Below are 13926 nucleotides of genomic sequence, written 5' to 3' on the forward strand. Positions count from 1 at the left end.
TCCTTCGCACAAATTGGCAAATTGGAGCTATGGACTGCCTTTTCGTGCTCGTGTCAGGGTCGTAACCAGGCAAGGCGAGCAATCGCAAACTTCGCAACACGGGAGAGTCCGATGACCGAGCAGGCCAAGCAGCTCGACCAGGCGGCGGCCGAGCTGGCCGAACAGTGGAAGACCGACTCCCGCTGGGCGGGCGTCCAGCGGAGCTACTCCGCCGCCGACGTGGTGAAGCTTCGCGGTTCGGTCGTCGAAGAGCACACGCTCGCCCGCTGTGGCGCGGAGCGGCTGTGGGAGCTGCTGCACACCGAGGACTACGTCAATTCGCTGGGCGCGCTCACCGGCAACCAGGCCGTGCAGCAGGTCCGCGCGGGCCTCAAGGCCATCTACCTGTCCGGCTGGCAGGTCGCGGCCGACGCCAACCTCGCCGGCCAGACCTACCCGGACCAGAGCCTCTACCCGGCCAACTCGGTGCCGGCCGTCGTCCGCCGCATCAACAACGCGCTGGGCCGCGCCGACCAGATCAACTGGGCCGAGGGCAACACCGACATCGACTGGTTCGCGCCGATCGTCGCCGACGCCGAGGCCGGCTTCGGTGGCCCGCTCAACGCGTTCGAGCTGATGAAGGGCATGATCGCCGCCGGCGCCGCGGGCGTGCACTGGGAAGACCAGCTCGCGTCCGAGAAGAAGTGCGGCCACCTCGGCGGCAAGGTGCTGATCCCGACCAAGCAGCACGAGCGCACCCTCAACGCCGCCCGCCTCGCCGCGGACGTGCTCAACGTGCCGACCCTCGTCGTCGCCCGCACCGACGCGCAGGCCGCGACGCTGCTGACCAGCGACGTCGACGAGCGTGACCAGAAGTACCTGACCGGCGGTCGCACGGCCGAGGGCTTCTACGAGGTCAACAACGGCATCGAGCCCTGCATCGACCGCGGCCTGGCCTACGCGCAGTACGCCGACCTGCTGTGGATGGAAACGTCCACTCCGGACCTCGAGATCGCCCGCAAGTACGCCGAGGCGATCAAGGCCGAGCACCCGGACCAGATGCTGGCCTACAACTGCTCGCCGTCGTTCAACTGGAAGAAGCACCTCGACGACGACACCATCGCGCGGTTCCAGCGCGAGCTCGGCGCCATGGGCTACAAGTTCCAGTTCATCACCCTCGCCGGCTTCCACGCCCTGAACTACTCGATGTTCGACCTGGCCCACGGTTACGCCCGCAACGGCATGAGCGCCTACGTCGAGCTGCAGGAGCGCGAGTTCGCCTCCGAGGAGCGCGGTTACACCGCCACCAAGCACCAGCGCGAGGTCGGCACCGGGTTCTTCGACCTGGTGTCCACGGCCCTGAACCCGGAGAGCTCGACCACCGCGCTCAAGGGTTCGACCGAAGAAGACCAGTTCCACTGACCTTTCCCGCGGGCCGGCGACCCCGTTCGCCGGCCCGCGCCCCTTCTTTCCCTCGCGGAGGTACGAGATGGCCGACAAGCTGAACTACCGCATCGAAATCACCGGCCCCGCCGGTGACCGGTTCGCCGAGATCCTCACCCCGGCCGCGCTGGAGTTCGTGGCCAAGCTCGACAACGCCTTCGCCGGACGCCGCCGCGAGCTGCTCGACGAGCGCCGCCGCCGTCGCGAGCGCGTGCAGTCGGGGGAGGAGCAGCTGGACTTCCTGCCCGAGACGCGCCGCGTCCGCGCGGACGACAGCTGGCGCATCGCGCCGCCGGCGCCCGGTCTCGAAGACCGTCGCGTGGAGATCACCGGCCCCACCGACCGCAAGATGACCGTGAACGCCCTGAACTCCGGCGCGAAGGTCTGGCTCGCGGACTTCGAGGACGCGACTTCGCCGACGTGGCACAACATCGTCGACGGCCAGCTGAACCTGTTCGACGCCATCCGCCGCAACATCGACTTCACCACCGAGTCGGGCAAGCGCTACACGATCGGCGACGACCCCGCGACGATCGTCGCCCGCCCGCGCGGCTGGCACCTGGTCGAGAAGCACATCCGCATCGACGGTCGCCCCCTTTCGGCGAGCCTGGTCGACTTCGGGCTGTACTTCTTCCACAACGCCCGCCAGCTGATCGCCCGCGGCAGCGGCCCGTACTTCTACCTGCCGAAGCTCGAGAACCACCTCGAAGCGCGCCTGTGGAACGACGTTTTCCTGTTCGCACAGCAGGAGCTCGGCATCCCGCGTGGCACGGTCCGCGCGACGGTCCTGATCGAGACGATCACCGCCGCGTTCGAAATGGACGAGATCCTCTTCGAGCTGCGCGAGCACGCCGCCGGCCTGAACGCGGGCCGCTGGGACTACATCTTCAGCGTCATCAAGAACTTCTCCGAGCACGGCGCCGACTTCGTGCTGCCGGACCGCGCGCAGGTCACGATGACCGTCCCGTTCATGCGTGCCTACACCGAGCTGCTCGTGCGCACCTGTCACCGCCGCGGCGCCCACGCGATCGGCGGCATGGCGGCGTTCATCCCGAGCAAGGACCCCGAGGTCAACGACAACGCGCTGCGCAAGGTCCGCCAGGACAAGGAACGCGAGGCGGGCGACGGCTTCGACGGCTCGTGGGTCGCGCACCCCGGCCTGGTTCCGGTCTGCCGCGAGGTTTTCGACAACGTGCTCGGCGGCTGGCCCCACCAGCTGGGCCGCCTGCGTGAGGACGTCGACGTCACCGCCGCCGATCTGCTCGACGTCGCGTCCGCCGGCGGCGAGGTGACCGAGGCCGGTGTCCGGGCGAACATCAACGTCGCCCTGCGCTACATCGACTCCTGGCTGCGCGGCACCGGCGCCGCCGCGATCCACGACCTCATGGAAGACGCCGCGACGGCCGAGATCGCGCGCTGCCAGGTCTGGCAGTGGATCCGCAACGGCACGAAGTTCGCCGACGGCACGGCGCTCACCCGCGAGCTCGCCGGCGACTTCCTGGCCGACGAGTTCGAGTCGATCCGCGCCGAGCTGCCCGCCGGCCACCGCCTCGACGACGCCCGCGCCATCTTCACCGAAACCGCCCTGGGCGAGAAGCTCCCGAGCTTCCTCACGACCAGCGCCTACGCCCGCCACCTGTGCGACGCGCGGTGACCACACTCCGGCCGCCCCCGACCTGACCGGGGGCGGCCGGTATCCCCGCACCGCTTTTGGGACGGTGCGGCGAGACGGGTCCGGTGGCGGAGGCTCCCCGCCACCGGACCCGGGTCTTTGTGCGTTGCCCTCCAGTGGCGACAGGCTGGTCGGCGGCGATTTCTCGGCTGTTCTCTCGCGCCGCCGGTACCTGGGTTCCCCGCCGTCGTCTTCTCCATTCGAGGTGCGGGCGACCAGGGTTTCGAGCTGTTGCCACCCAGTGGCGACGCGCTGGTGCAGGCCGGTTTTCGCTCGATCCCTGGCCGACGGCGGACGGACATCGTCACTCTGCGGCGAGAGCCCCGCGGCCCGTGGCAGGTTCGGCGGCAGCCCGCCTCTCAACGACGACCAGCACGCCCCAGTCCGAAATTACCCTTTTGTGTAATTTCACTCTCCGTTCCACCCAAAGTACCGTAAGTCACAGGTTGGTGGAAACCAGAGGGGGAGCTATGCGTAAGTTCACCGGAAGCGTCCTGGCGCTGGCCGTGACGGGGCTGCTCGCCGCGGTCCCGGCGCCGGCGATGGCGGCGACCGGCGTCATGGCGACGTACCAGGGCAAGTCCATCAACCTCGCTCACAGCTGGGAAGACGCCGCGGTCTGTGCGGAGTTCGCGGCCGGCGACGTTCGGTGCTTCCGAACCCCGCAGGAGTTCACCGCGGCGACGGGCGAACGCGGCATCGGCGCCGTCGGCGACTGCAAGAACACCTGGGTGTGCCTCTGGGAGAACGTCGACCACACCGGCCGGCGGCTGCAGTGGAACGAGGCGGGCACGAAGAAGCTCGCCGACTGGGGCTTCCGGGACAAGGCCAGCAGCGCCGCGCTCCACCGCATCCAGGGTGGGGCGACGCTCGTCAACTACCTCACCGCGCGGCCGGACCAGAAGGCCTACCTGCGCGCAGGCGGCATCTACTCGGACTTCCGCCAGTTCGACTGGAACGACAAGACCGACGAGCTCCAGGTCGGTTAGCTCGCCAGTGGCGACGGCGGACGTCGAGCGGCCAGCAACGTCGCCGCCGCGGCGCGCGCCGTGTGCGCCTCGCCGGGGTCACCCTTGATCGCGGCGAGCACCGTGGCGCCCTCGACGAGCGAGAACAGCTGGTCGGCGAGGCCGTCGTCGGCGACGAGGCGACGCAGGTACGCGCGGACCTCGTCCTTGTGGTTGTGGATGGCGGCGGCCACGCCGGGCGCGAGCGTGCCGAACTCGCCGAACGAGTTCACGAACGCGCAGCCCCGGAAACCGGGCTCGCTGAACCACTCGTGCAGCCAGTCGAACACGGCCAGCGGTTCGTCACCGCGCGCGGCGACGAACTCCCGCAGCGACCGGCGCCACCGTTCGTCGCGCGTGTTGAGGTAGGCGGCCACGAGGTCGTCCTTGGACGGAAACACCTGGTAGAGGCGCTTGAGCGACACGCCCGACCGGCTGCGCACGGCGTCCATGCCCACGGATTGCACGCCCTGGGCGTAAAACAGGTCCTCGGCGGCCTCGAGTAGCCGTTCGGTGGCTTCCACGGTGTTCACGTCGTGTCCCTCTGGTGTGGAGAATCAACGTTCTCTATGCTAGCCGACACCAGGGAGAACGCACGTTCTCTCGTGACCTCGCGGAGGAGTCCCATGACGCCGCGCCCCCCGTTCCCGCCCTTCGACGAGAACACCGCCCGCCAGAAAGTCCAGGCCGCCGAGGATGCCTGGAACACGCGCGACCCCGAGAAGGTCTCGCTCGCCTACACCGAGGACTCCGTGTGGCGAAACCGCGACAAGCACGTGGTCGGCCGCGCGGAGATCGTCAAGTTCCTGACACAGAAGTGGGAGCGTGAGCTCGACTACGCGCTGCGCAAGGAGCTCTGGGGCTTCCGCGGCAACCGCATCGGCGTGCGCTTCCAGTACGAGTCGCGCAACGCGGACGGTCAGTGGTTCCGCAGCTACGGCAACGAGCTCTGGGAGTTCAGCGACGAAGGTCTCATGCGCCGTCGCGAGGCGAGCATCAACGACCGGCCGATCGCCGAGAGCGAACGGTGGATCTTCGGCAAGCGTCCCGAAGCCGAGTACGGCAAGGAATTCCCGATCTTCTGAGCCCTCGGCCGTGAGCGAACGCGCGTGATTTCTCGCCGGCGGGTCGCCAGGATCGAGCCATGAGCCTGGGATTCAGCGGAGAAGTCACCGAGTTCTACCACCGCTACCGCCGCGGCTACCCGGTCGCCGCGTTCGACGCGATCGCCGCCGAGTTTACCCTGGCCGGGGACGACGTGGTCCTCGACCTCGGGTGCGGCACGGGGCAGCTCGCCGTGCCGATGGCCGCGCGGGTCCGCGCGGTCGTGGGCATGGACACCTCAACCGACATGCTTGCGCGCGCCCGCCGCGCCGGCCTCGACGCCGGCGTCACCAACGCGTCGTGGCTCCTGGGCGGCGACACCGACGTCACAGCGCTGAATTCGCTGCTCGGCGGGCTCGGCGCGGTCACCATCGGGCAGGCGCTGCACTGGATGGACCACCCGACGTTGTTCGCCGCCGTGAAGCCGATGCTCCGCCCGGGCGGCGGCATCGCCGTGGTCACCAACGGCTCGCCGCTGTGGCTCCAGGACAGCGATTGGTCGCGAGCCCTGCTCGACGTCCTGTCCGACTGGTTCGGTCACCCGCTCACCGCAGCGTGCGGAACCGACGACGCCAGCCAGCACCGTTACCTCGCCGCCCTCACGAACGCCGGCTACGACGTCGGCCGGCGCACCATCGACTACACCGGCGACCTCACCGCGGACGACATCATCGGCAGCGTCTACTCGGCCATGGGCGAGGACGAGTTGCCACCCAGCGGCGAACGGCCGGCCTTCGAAAACCGCATCCGCTCCGCAGTCGAGCCCCACGGGCCGCTTCGCGAACCGGTGCGCGTGACGATCCTGACCGGTCGCGTCTAGCGCGTCTTGCTGACGAACGGGCTGACCGCGTGCGCAACGGAACCTAGTCGGTCAGCTCGGCAGCCACCGCGTCGAGGTGAAGCGGGCGAAGGTCGTTGACGTCCATTCCGACGTTCAACTGTCGGCCCCGCTTCCGCCACGCGCTGTGGACGTGGCCGTGCAGCAGCCACAGCCCCTCGTCGGGCAGGCGGTACTGCGATCCGCGGTCCTCGCCGACGTGGTCGCCCTCGTACGGAAAATGGCTGAGCAGCACGTTCTGCCCCTCGATCCGGCGCCGCGCAAACGCTTGCACCGTGGCGAAGTGCTCCAGCCAGGCGCGTTGGCGACGGTACGCCTGGCGCAGCCCAGGCCACGGCTCGTCGTGGTTGCCGGTGATCAGGTGGATTTCGCCGTTGAGGCGCCGAAGCGTGTCGGCGAACCGCGCGAGCCGGCCCATGCCGACGTCACCCAGGTGCCACACCTGGTCATCCGGCCGCACGGTGGCGTTCCACCTCTCGATGACGAAGGCGTCGTGCTCGGCCGGCGTTTCGAACCCTCGCAGGCCGGCCACGAGCTGGTGGTCGAAATGGGTGTCGGCGGTGAACCAGACGTCCATGATCGACTTTCTCCTCATCGTCGACGCCGGTTCATCGCGCGGAGTGGCGACGCTGACCTACTCTGCGCCCCGAACCTCCCTGCTCGCCAGGGATTTTCACCAGGAAGCGGGCACGCAGCAGCGGGCTCCTCACTGTCCGTTGTGGATAGTGGCATGAAGGTCCCGTTCATTCCTTCCCGAGAAGCCGCACCACGGTCGCGTCCGAGACCTGGGTGAAGTCGGCGTACCAACGTCCCACGGCGTCGAATCGCCTCGGAGCGGCGACGGCGACGAACCCGTCCACCTCGCCCTCGAACTCCACGACCGCGTCCGGCGCGCACACCGGCACCGCCAGCACCACGCGGCGCGCGTCGCGAAGGTCGCGAACGGCGGCCATGGCGGTGACGCCCGTGGCCAGCCCATCGTCGATCACGAGCACATCGTGGCCCGCGATCTCTACTTCCGGGCGCCCGCCGCGATAGGCCGCCAACCGGCGACGCGCCTCGGCCCGCTCCCGTTCGCACGCCGGCGCCATCACTTCCGGCGTGAGCCCGAAGGTGTGCAACGCCGGGGCCGAGTAGTACGGCGGTCCCTCGGCCGTGACCGCGCCGACGCCGAACTCCCGCCGCCCAGGCGCCCCGATCTTCCGGGCGACCACGACGTCCAGTGGAGCCCCGAGCGCGCGGGCCACCTCGGCCGCCACCGGCACGCCGCCGCGGGGCAACCCGAGCACGACGGGCTCGACCCACGACTGGCCGGCCAGAATCCGGCCGAGTTGGCGTCCGGCGTCGATTCGGTCGTGGAACAACGTCCTCACCCAGCCATTGTCACCAGCCCAACCATAGGCGTCGCCAATTTTCGGCCACGGCAAGGATCGTTGAACAATCCATCCGCCGATGGTGACAGAAGCAGCGTGCTCGAGTCCCGGGCGACGACCCGGCCGCGTGGTCGATGAACGGCGACACCATGCATCCCGCGTTCCCGACGAGGAGCCGAACGAATCCGTCACCCAACGCGTTCAGGTAGCGCTACCTACTGCTGCCCTTATTGTTTCCCCGACGGCGCCGGACGGATGCTTCGAGCACCCCACCGAATCCCCGAGGAGCCGTCATGGCCAGCAGATCCAGAGCCGTCGTCGCCACCTTGACCGCCGTTTTTACGCTCGCCTTCACCGCGTTTACCGTCGCCCCGGCAACTGCGGCGACCCCGGCAACCGCTGCGGCCGTGCAGACGCACGCCGCCTGCGTCCGGCCCTGCCACTTCTGACCGGCGGGCCGCTCAGAGTTCGAACGCGTTGCCCGTCGCGATCTTCGGGCGCCCCAGCTCCACCGGTTCACTCACGCGGGCGCGCCGGTAGACCTCCGAAGTCGCCTCGGCGATGCGTCCCCAGTCGAAGTCGGCCGCGAGGCGCGACTGGGCCGCTCGTGCGCGGCGGGTGGCGGCAGCGGCGTCGCCGAGAACGGTCGTGACCGCCGTGGCCAGGCCCGCGACGTCGCCCGGTTCGAAAGCCAGGCCCGTCTCCCCGTCGACGACTACTTCGCCGAGACCGCCGGCGGTCGACGCCACCAGCGGCGCCTTCGCCGCGGCGGCCTCCAGCGCGACGATCCCGAACGGCTCGTACCGGCTCGGCAGCACCACCGCGTCGGCCGCGGCCAGCAGCGCACGCAGGTCGCGGTCGGGCAAGTGGCCGACGAAGTCCACCGCACGGCGAATCCGCAGCTTGCGGGCCTGCGCGACCAGCTCGTCGTGGTGTCGCCCCTTACCGGCGACGACCACGCGCGTGCCCGGGAACTGGCGGCGGATGCGGGGGAGCGCGGCCAGCAGGTCCTGCACACCCTTCTCCCACTCCAGCCGGCCGAAGAACAGCAGGAACGGCGCGCCGTCGGGGCTGTGCCGCTCGCGCATCTTCGCCACCTCGGCGGCCGAGACGCGCCAGCTGCGTTCCTCAATGCCGTTGTGGATCACGGTGACGTCGGCGGCCTCGATCTCGAACAGGTGAGCCACTTCCTTGCGCATCGCCTGCGAGCAGGTGATCACGGCGTCGGCGCGGTTGGCCAGCCACCACTCGACCGAGTGCACCTGCTGGTTCAGCGGATGCGAAAGCCACCCGGAGTGCCGGCCCGCCTCGGTCGCGTGGACGGTGCCGACCAGCGGCACGCGCGCGGCCTCGGCGATGGCGATCGCTGGGTGCGTCACGAGCCAGTCGTGCGCGTGGACGACGTCGGGCTGCCAGGTGCGCAACAGGTCCTGCGCCGCGCGGATCATGGCGTGGCCCATCGCGAGCGTCCAGGCGACGAGGTCGCGCTCGAACGTGAGGTGCATCGGGTCTTCGGCGACGCGGATCAGCCGCACGCCGTCGACGATCCGGTCGCTGCGCGGGTGCGTCGATGCGTCGGTGCCGGCCTGGTGGCGGCAGAGAACCACCACGTCGTGGCCCTGCTGGGTGAGGTGCCGGGCCAGCGCGTGGACGTGCCGGGCGAGCCCGCCGATGACCACAGGCGGGTACTCCCACGACAGCATCAGCACGCGCATGGGCAGAGGTTACTCGCCAGTCAATATCGCCGGGGCGCCTGGCCGTCGCGGCCCCGGATGTCTGTCACCATCGAAGGTGATGACTTCCAGCCAGCCCGAGTGGCAGCGCGCGGACCCGCCCCTGACGACGCCGTGGACCGACCTCGTCCGGCCCGGCGCGGTGCTCCCCGAGTACCCGAGACCCCAGCTGAGGCGGCTGCGGTGGCTGAGCCTGAACGGCGTCTGGGATTACGCAGGGTGGCCGTCTTCGCCCGCGGAGCCGCGACCCGTCGGCTACGGCGAGCGCATCCTGGTCCCGTTCGCACCGGAATCGGCACTCTCCGGGATCAACCGGCACGACGAGGTCCTCTGGTACCGCCGGCTCTTCGAGATCCCCGAGGACTGGTCCGGTGGACGCGTGCTGCTGCATTTCGGCGCGGTCGACCAGACGGCGAAGGTCTGGGTGAACAACCAGCTCGTCGTCACCCACCAGGGTGGGTACACGGCGTTCTCCGCGGACGTCACCGATGCGCTGCGTGCGTCCGGGCCGCAGGAATTGACCGTTCGCGCCGAGGACCGCACGGATATTTCGCCGTTCCCGCTCGGCAAGCAGCGCAACGCCCCCGGCGGCATCTGCTACACGCCGACGTCCGGAATCTGGCAGACGGTGTGGCTCGAACCGGTGCCCGCCGAGCGCGTCCAAGACCTGGAGATCACGCCGGACCTCGCGGGATTCACGGTGTTTCCGCAGGTCACCGGTGGTGCTCAAGTCGAGCTGAGCGTTTCGCCACCCAGCGGCGACGAGGTCGTGAGCGTCCGCGGGGCCGCCGGCACGCGGCTGCGGGCGGACATCCCGGAGCCGCACTGGTGGACTCCGGGCGACCCGCATCTCTACGACCTCACCGTGCGCCTGCTGGACCACCGCGGCGCCGTCCTCGACGAGGTGTCGAGCTACGGCGGCCTGCGCATCGTCGCGCTCGTTCCGGATTCCGCCGGCCGCCCGCGCATCGCCCTCAACGGGCGGATCACCTTCCTCCACGGCCCGCTCGACCAGGGTTATTGGCCGGACGGCGGCTACACCGCGCCCACCGACGACGCCCTGCGCTTCGACCTCGAAAAGACGAAAGAGCTCGGCTTCACGTTCGTTCGCAAGCACGTGAAGGTCGAGCCTGCGCGCTGGTACTACTGGGCCGACCGGCTGGGGCTGCTCGTGTGGCAGGACATGCCGTCGCTGGTGGTGTCGTTCGACGGGCCGCCCGGGCCGGCGCCGGATCCGGTGCCCGAGGGAAAGGAACGCTTCGAGGCCGAGCTGCGGGAACTGGTGCGGCAGCTGCGGAACGTGCCGTCGATCATCGCGTGGGTGCCGTTCAACGAAGGCTGGGGCGAATTCGACACTGCGCGGATCGCGGGGCTGGTGAAGGAACTCGACCCGACTCGCCTCGTCGTGGCCAACAGCGGCGTCAACTGTTGCTTCTCGCGCAAAGACACTGGCGCCGGCGACGTCTACGACGATCACACCTACGTCGGCCCAGGCGAGCCGCGCGTGCAGGACCACCGGGCGCTCGTCGACGGCGAGTACGGCGGCCTCGGGCTCGTCCTCGACGACCACCGCTGGCCCGGCCCGCCCAACGCGTACGAGATGACCGCTGACACCGAGGAGCTCACGCGCCGTTACTCGGAAATCAGCACCCGGCTCGAGTCCCTCGTCGACGAACTCGGCCTCTCCGGCGCGATCTACACCCAGATCACGGACGTCGAAAACGAGGTCAACGGCCTGCTCACCTACGACCGCCGACTGACCAAGCTGGACGCGGAAGTCGCGGCCGCCCGCAACCGCGCGGTGATCGCCCGCGGCTCGTTCCCGGCCGTCGAAACGGCTACCGAGGCCACGCCGGAAGCATAGATCCCCAGGTCGAAGTACGTTGCCCCTCAACGGCGACGGGGCAGGAACCCGAAGATCCCCGCCCCGTCGTCACTCGGAAACTCAAGCAGGCAGCGCGGCCTCGATCGCCTTCACCACGGCTTCGTCCTCGGGCTCGGTCCGCGGGCGGAACCGGCCCACGACGTCGCCGTCGGCGTTGACGAGGAACTTCTCGAAGTTCCACTGCACGTCGCCGGCTTCACCCTCGGCGTCGGCGGTCTGGGTGAGTGTGGAGTACAGGGCGTGACGGCCGTCGCCGTTCACTTCCAGCTTCTCGAACAGCGGGAAGGTGACGCCGTAGGTGGTGGAGCAGAACGTCTGGATCTCGTCGGCCGTGCCGGGCTCCTGGCCGGCGAACTGGTTGCACGGGAACCCGACGACGGTGAAACCCTTGTCGCCGTAGCGCTCCTGCAGCCGCTCGAGACCGGTGTACTGCGGGGTCAGGCCACACTTCGAGGCGACGTTGACCACCAGCAGCGCCTTGCCGCCGAGCGACCCCAGGGTGGTGTCCTCACCCGAGAGCGTCTTCAGCGGGATGTCGCGAATGCTCATTCTTCAGTGCCCTTTCACTTGTGCTGTGTCAGCAGCTGTCGTGCGTCCAGCTGGCCGAACGGTCCGTCGGCGCGGCGGTATTCGGCCGCTAGCTCGTGCGCCCGGGCGCGGTCGCCGGCGCGCAGCAGCGCGGCGAGCTCGTCGAAACGCGAGGTGTGCACGCGGGCGCGCCGGCGCGCGTAGTCCGCGGCGGAGTCCTTGGTGACCATGAACGCCCAGTCGCTCGACAGCGCCAGCATCGCCTCCGCCACGGCCTGGTCGGCCACGGTGTCGCGAGCGGTCCCCCCGTGCGTCCCGAAGTGCCCGGAAACCAAGTCCAGCAAGCGTTTCTGCAGCGCGGTGTTGTCCTGCACCATGTCGGCCACCTGCTCGCCGTCCCACACGCGCCAGTCTTTGCCCGAACCCCACGACGACGCCGGCAGGTCGATCGGCGCCCCCACATGGCCGGCGTCCAGCGCCCCACGCAATGTCGTCACGCGCACGCCCGCCTCGGGCAGCGCGCGCAGGATCCCCTCGAGCCACGCGGGGCCCTCGTGCCACCAGTGCCCGAACAGCTCCGTGTCGTACGCCGCGACCACAAGTGACTCGCGCCCGTGTTGCGCCCGTAGCGAACGTAGCCGCGCGACGACCGTGTCCACGAAATCCTGCACATGCCCGCCGAGCACCTCAGCAGCCAGCGCCGGGTCGTACGGCGCCTTCTCGTGCGGCGGCACCTGCTTGCCAGTGACGCGCGAAGCCTTCAACCCCACTTCGTGCGCCCACGTGTGGAAGTCGCGGTACGCCGCGTGGCCCGGGTAGCCGGCCTTCGGCGACCAGACCCGGTACGTCACCTCGAGATCGCGCCCGAAACACACCACGTCCGACGACCCGACGGTGCGCGCGGCCGACGTGTCGCCGTGCAGCGACGGCCCGTCGACCAGGAACCGCTGCACCCTCGCGGCGGCGTAACCCCGCTCCATCCCGGGCTCGTAGCCGCATTCCGGCGCCCAGATGCCCTCCGGCCGGCGCCCGACGCGCAGCTGCGTATCGGCCAGGCCTTCGCGCAGAGCGAACGCGCGGACGTCGTCGTCCAGCAGCGGCTGGAACGGGTGCGCGAGCGGTCCCCCCAGCAGCTCGATCGTGTCATTGTCCACAAGCGACCGCAGCACCGGCGAGAACCCGTGGCGCCACCGCGTCTCCAGCTCCTCTGTCGCGCGGACAGCGGTGCGGTACTCGGCCGCGGCCAGGTCACGCAGCAGCGGGTCGCCGCCCCACAGCGTCGACGCGTGCTGCGCGCGCAGCTGCCAGTTGCCGAGCCAGTCGTGGCACGCGCGGATCGCGTACGGATCGTCGAGCTGCGCCGCCAGCACCGGCGTCATGCCGAGGGTGAGCACATCGCGTCGCCCCTCAGCGGCGAATCGCTGCAACAGGTCGACGACCGGCAGGTACGAATGCGCCCACGCCTGGTAGAGCCACTCTTCGCCGACCGGCCAGCTGCCGTGGTGCGGCAACCAGGGCAGGTGGCTGTGCAGGACGAGACAGAAGGTGCCTTCCGAGGCCCCTGGCGTCACAGCCGTCACGGGCGCACCGCCACCGCGACCAGATCGAGGCTCGCGTCAAGATCCTCACTTCGGACAGCGAAGTCCTCCACCCGGATCGCCGCGACGTCGGCCAGCAACGCGGCCGGCCACACGGCCTGCCCGGGCAGCGAACCCATCACCACGCCGAGTTGCGCGTCGATGATCGAGCCGCCGTAAGAGCGTTCGAGCTCCTTCAGGCCCTCCCCGTGGTGTAGCCCGCGCAGCGATTCGACGGCGAACCCGGCCGTCCGCAGCAGGCCGTCCAATTCGGACGGTGCGAGCTCCCGCGTGTGGTACGGGTTCAGCGGGGTGTCGGAATCCGGCGTGAATGTGAGCCGGTTCGGGGTCGTGACCAGCAGTTTCCCGCCCGGGCGCAGCACACGGTAGCACTCGGCGAGGAACCCGTCCTGGTCCCACAGGTGCTCGATCACCTGGAAGTTCGCGACCACGTCCACGGATTCGCCTCTCACCGGCAAATACGCGAGGTTCGCGCGCGCCACCGAGACATCCGGATAGCGCCGAGCGACGTGTTCCGTCGTCGGCACGTCGTAGTCGAGCGCCAGCACGCGGCACGCGGTCGTCGCGATCAGCCCCGCGCCGTAACCCTCGCCGCAGCCCGCTTCCAGCACCGTCGCGCTGGCGCAGTGGGGGAGCAGGGCGGCGTAGGCGGCTTCGTGGCGACGGAACCAGTAGTTCTCCTCGGGGATGCCGGGGACGGTCCGTTCGCCGGTGAGGTGAAGTGCCTCGGCCCGGGTCGCTGCGTTGGTCACCTGCGCGACCCTAG

The 13926-nt window shown here is 69.7% G+C and carries 14 protein-coding genes; 7 read left to right on the forward strand and 7 right to left on the reverse strand.

What is annotated here, in order from left to right:
* The first annotated feature begins 111 nt into the window (after positions 1-111).
* From aceA to VSH64_RS46375, 3 genes are all read left to right on the forward strand, one after another.
* Positions 112-1401 (forward strand): isocitrate lyase, encoded by a 1290-nt coding sequence (gene aceA / locus VSH64_RS46365; protein WP_326569096.1) that lies wholly within the window; start codon positions 112-114, stop codon positions 1399-1401.
* A 67-nt stretch (positions 1402-1468) separates the two neighbouring features.
* Positions 1469-3076 (forward strand): malate synthase A, encoded by a 1608-nt coding sequence (gene aceB, locus VSH64_RS46370; RefSeq protein WP_326569097.1) that lies wholly within the window; start codon positions 1469-1471, stop codon positions 3074-3076.
* Positions 3077-3564: 488 nt separating this feature from the next.
* Positions 3565-4083, forward strand: a complete 519-nt coding sequence (locus tag VSH64_RS46375; protein WP_326569098.1) for a peptidase inhibitor family I36 protein — start codon at positions 3565-3567, stop codon at positions 4081-4083.
* On the opposite strand, the gene VSH64_RS46380 is transcribed toward VSH64_RS46375, so the two are convergent.
* On the reverse strand, positions 4080-4634 hold the full coding sequence (locus VSH64_RS46380; protein WP_326569099.1) for a TetR/AcrR family transcriptional regulator: 555 nt from the start codon (positions 4632-4634) through the stop codon (positions 4080-4082). The genes VSH64_RS46375 and VSH64_RS46380 overlap by 4 nt on opposite strands.
* A gap of 93 nt (positions 4635-4727) precedes the next feature.
* Here VSH64_RS46380 and VSH64_RS46385 point away from each other — a divergent pair, with 93 nt between their 5' ends.
* Positions 4728-5186, forward strand: coding sequence for a nuclear transport factor 2 family protein (locus VSH64_RS46385; RefSeq protein WP_326569100.1), 459 nt, complete (start codon positions 4728-4730; stop codon positions 5184-5186).
* Between the two features lie 59 nt (positions 5187-5245).
* The gene (locus tag VSH64_RS46390) at positions 5246-6025 is read left to right on the forward strand and encodes a class I SAM-dependent methyltransferase (RefSeq protein ID WP_326569101.1); all 780 of its coding nucleotides are present in this window, start codon (positions 5246-5248) and stop codon (positions 6023-6025) included.
* A 43-nt stretch (positions 6026-6068) separates the two neighbouring features.
* On the opposite strand, the gene VSH64_RS46395 is transcribed toward VSH64_RS46390, so the two are convergent.
* Together VSH64_RS46395 and VSH64_RS46400 are read right to left on the reverse strand one after the other, a co-directional pair.
* Positions 6069-6620: a metallophosphoesterase family protein gene (locus VSH64_RS46395; protein WP_326569102.1), complete on the reverse strand. Its 552-nt coding sequence runs from the start codon at positions 6618-6620 to the stop codon at positions 6069-6071.
* A 166-nt stretch (positions 6621-6786) separates the two neighbouring features.
* Positions 6787-7416, reverse strand: a complete 630-nt coding sequence (locus VSH64_RS46400; RefSeq protein ID WP_326569103.1) for a phosphoribosyltransferase — start codon at positions 7414-7416, stop codon at positions 6787-6789.
* 293 nt (positions 7417-7709) lie between these two features.
* On the opposite strand from VSH64_RS46400, the gene VSH64_RS46405 reads away from it, so the two are divergent.
* A complete protein-coding gene (locus VSH64_RS46405; RefSeq protein ID WP_326569104.1) occupies positions 7710-7865 on the forward strand; it encodes a hypothetical protein in 156 nt (51 codons plus the stop codon).
* Positions 7866-7877: 12 nt separating this feature from the next.
* On the opposite strand, the gene VSH64_RS46410 is transcribed toward VSH64_RS46405, so the two are convergent.
* Positions 7878-9131, reverse strand: coding sequence for a glycosyltransferase family 4 protein (locus VSH64_RS46410; RefSeq protein WP_326569105.1), 1254 nt, complete (start codon positions 9129-9131; stop codon positions 7878-7880).
* Between the two features lie 79 nt (positions 9132-9210).
* Between VSH64_RS46410 and VSH64_RS46415 the strand changes: the two genes are divergently transcribed.
* Positions 9211-11013, forward strand: a complete 1803-nt coding sequence (locus VSH64_RS46415) for a glycoside hydrolase family 2 protein (RefSeq protein ID WP_326569106.1) — start codon at positions 9211-9213, stop codon at positions 11011-11013.
* 81 nt (positions 11014-11094) lie between these two features.
* On the opposite strand, the gene VSH64_RS46420 is transcribed toward VSH64_RS46415, so the two are convergent.
* The 3 genes from VSH64_RS46420 to VSH64_RS46430 are packed head-to-tail and all read right to left on the reverse strand — an operon-like array spanning position 11095 to position 13912.
* Positions 11095-11583, reverse strand: coding sequence for a glutathione peroxidase (locus VSH64_RS46420; RefSeq protein WP_326569107.1), 489 nt, complete (start codon positions 11581-11583; stop codon positions 11095-11097).
* A 14-nt stretch (positions 11584-11597) separates the two neighbouring features.
* Positions 11598-13133: a glycoside hydrolase family 57 protein gene (locus tag VSH64_RS46425; protein ID WP_326838220.1), complete on the reverse strand. Its 1536-nt coding sequence runs from the start codon at positions 13131-13133 to the stop codon at positions 11598-11600.
* A gap of 5 nt (positions 13134-13138) precedes the next feature.
* Positions 13139-13912 carry a class I SAM-dependent methyltransferase gene (locus VSH64_RS46430; protein WP_326569108.1) on the reverse strand — a complete coding sequence of 258 codons (774 nt, stop codon included), beginning with the start codon at positions 13910-13912 and terminating at the stop codon, positions 13139-13141.
* Positions 13913-13926: the final 14 nt, after the last annotated feature.

The sequence above is a fragment of the Amycolatopsis rhabdoformis genome, assembly GCF_035918295.1.
GTDB lineage: Bacteria > Actinomycetota > Actinomycetes > Mycobacteriales > Pseudonocardiaceae > Amycolatopsis > Amycolatopsis rhabdoformis.